The sequence below is a fragment of the Chamaesiphon sp. OTE_8_metabat_110 genome, from assembly GCF_031382685.1.
Lineage (GTDB): Bacteria > Cyanobacteriota > Cyanobacteriia > Cyanobacteriales > Chamaesiphonaceae > Chamaesiphon.
Genome location: NZ_JANMZA010000589.1, coordinates 1 through 2,504 on the forward strand (window position 1 = coordinate 1; position 2,504 = coordinate 2,504).

Here is a 2,504-nt window from a genome sequence, read left to right on the forward strand (position 1 = left end):
AAACTATATAGTTGTCTAGGTTCAGTGGTGAAGGTAGTTGGCTCTAGGAGCGACTTTCGTCGATTCCGCTGGGCTGTTTCCCTCGACCGCTTTACTAATATATCTTGTCTGCCTAGGATTGTCAACCCTTTTTGGGAAATTTGTTTAATCCTCGGCTGCGTCAAGCTTTGCGATAGATGTTGGGGCTGAGATCCCCACTTTTTAAGAATGTTTTTTGTCTGGTCTTGCCAAAAATAATCAATCGGATCGCTGTATTATAGGGTGTGAAATGATTTGCGCGATTTGACAAGCCTGGAAAATATTGATGATTGCTGCTTAGTTGTTTCGGGTAAGCATAGATCGAGATTGTAGTTTATCAAACGACACAGATCGGTTCAACCTGCTTTGACTGTTACGGAATACAGGCTTTTGCAAGCTGTCTAGTTGCAAGCGTAGAAGAAGTTTTAATGTCACCAGACTATAGATTCTGAAGGGGCAATCGTTAGCACTCGATCGTGATAGCACAGGAAAATAAGCTCGTTGAAACCCGATCGAGTCGGACTAGCAGAGGTAGACAGTTAAAGATGGAGCGAGGATCGTTATACACATAATCCAAGTTGCTACTTAATACTTAAAGTGGTTGAAGCCACTGTCTTGCAAGTCGGCGTTTGAGGAATAAATCTGAGTAGCATAAGAGTTAAGTCTGTGAAAGCTAGACTCAAATAGGATTGTTACAGCAGCATAAGACCATATTTACATTGAAAAGAATGTTATGATCTATATACGTTTGCCGCTCGATCTTCAGCGATAAGGAGCAAGAGTCGGGGACTACAATCACTACTTTTGTCGTTCACACTACATGGTTTTTTGGAAAAGTTTATTTAGTGGTGGCGATACGGCTACTGAAGCTAAAGCAGGTACCTTCGTTGATACTGCTGTAAAAGTAACTGGACTCAATCTACCTCAGAACAGTCAAATTTTTTTCAGTACAGATCGAGATCTCGATTTATACGAGCTAGAAGAGCTATGCGATATCGTCGGTTGGTCGCGGCGTCCGCTTCGCAAGGTCAAGAAAGCACTTCAAAATAGTTTTATTGTGGTTTCGATGTGGGAAGTCAGGGGTGCGACAAAGAGAATGATCGGGTTTGCCCGCGCTACCTCTGATGGTGCATTTAATGCAACTGTTTGGGATGTGGTGGTACATCCTGATTTTCAGGGTCAGCGATTGGGTAAGGCGATGATGAAGTATACGATCGATAAGATCCGCGCTGAGGATATTAGCAATATTACGTTGTTTGCTGATGCTCATGTGGTGGGCTTTTATGGTGGCATGGGATTTGTTGAAGATCCTGAAGGTATTAAGGGGATGTTTTGGTATCCTGACTAGGTTTAAGTAATTTTTAGACCTTAACGATCGAACGTGCCAATCGTATGTTATGATGGTTGAGACAAACAACGGGGTGTAGCGCAGCTTGGTAGCGCGCCTGCTTTGGGAGCAGGATGTCGTAGGTTCAAATCCTGTCACCCCGATTTTTAAAACATCTATATCTAGCGAAAAGTTCTTGTGAAGATGCCAATTTAGGCACTATGGCAAGAATTTTTTGTCGTTAATGCGGTGATTGCAAGTATTAGCGGCGCTCGTCGCTCCGGTGAACCAATGAGCTTCGCCTGAAGCACAAACTATCGATATCAATGTGGTAACTGATGTATCCAAAACGATAGTTCGGGAATAGTAATGACACTTTTCAGGTATCCTCTAAACGATTGCTCAGTCACTACTGATATCAAAATATTCTCGCCAATAACTAATTAGGCCGTTTCTTACCTCAATGACGATTGCGTCATCCGAGTAACTACGCTGCCCTGTAGCTTTCTCGGTGTCCTCATAGTGCCATTCCACCGCAGCACGATTGCCATCGACGATCGTGCGCTGAATGGTAATCGTCACATCGGTATAATATTGCCCAAACTTGGCAATTTCTTCCCGAATTTTAGCCTGCCCTTGCCACCGTTGACCGGGGACAATAAGCTGGGCATCAGGTGTAAATAACTGCGCTAAGGCATCGGCATCACGAGCGACCCAGGCATCTTTGGCGAGGACAATCAGGGCGTGCATCTGTTGGGGCGATGAAATATTTTGAGTTTCAGATAGATCCATATGAGGTATTAAGTTAGCAAGGATAAGTCCGATCTCCGAAAGCTAGTAGCATCGGTTAAAGCCATTGGTAGAGATTAATTGACGATTAAATTCCGTTCGAGAGTGAAATATGCGTAACTTCAGTTTTATTGGCGATCGAGGAGATCGAATACTTTTTAGCAATTTGGGTGTACTTTTAACTGTATGGTATGTTATTTTCTAGTCGGCAGCGATCGATTTGGTTGGCAATAATCATAAAAAGTTAAGTTTAATAACTAGTTGTCAAGAATCATGTATTTTAACTCAGAGCATAGGATAAGAAGATTGAAGCAATAGTTCCCTAGCATGAGTTAAACCGATTAGAATAGCCTGAGTTAAGTACTAAAAA

General features: G+C 42.7%; 2 protein-coding genes and 1 tRNA gene. 2 read left to right on the plus strand and 1 reads right to left on the minus strand.

Going from position 1 to position 2,504, the window contains the following annotated elements; translation table 11 throughout:
• Positions 1–838 precede the first annotated feature (838 nt).
• Both RMO52_RS21255 and RMO52_RS21260 read left to right on the plus strand, forming a co-directional pair.
• Positions 839–1,366 (plus strand): GNAT family N-acetyltransferase, encoded by a 528-nt coding sequence (locus RMO52_RS21255; RefSeq protein ID WP_309738119.1) that lies wholly within the window; start codon positions 839–841, stop codon positions 1,364–1,366.
• 69 nt (positions 1,367–1,435) lie between these two features.
• Positions 1,436–1,509 (plus strand) — tRNA-Pro (locus RMO52_RS21260).
• Between the two features lie 238 nt (positions 1,510–1,747).
• Here the strand turns inward: RMO52_RS21260 and RMO52_RS21265 are convergent.
• The gene (locus tag RMO52_RS21265; protein WP_309738117.1) at positions 1,748–2,137 is read right to left on the minus strand and encodes a nuclear transport factor 2 family protein; all 390 of its coding nucleotides are present in this window, start codon (positions 2,135–2,137) and stop codon (positions 1,748–1,750) included.
• Positions 2,138–2,504 lie beyond the last annotated feature (367 nt).

Excerpts from the sequence above, each read along its gene's own strand:
- RMO52_RS21265 (WP_309738117.1), bottom strand. The coding sequence starts at position 2,137 with ATGGATCTATCTGAAACTCAAAATATTTCATCGCCCCAACAGATGCAC.
- RMO52_RS21255 (WP_309738119.1), top strand. The coding sequence starts at position 839 with ATGGTTTTTTGGAAAAGTTTATTTAGTGGTGGCGATACGGCTACTGAA.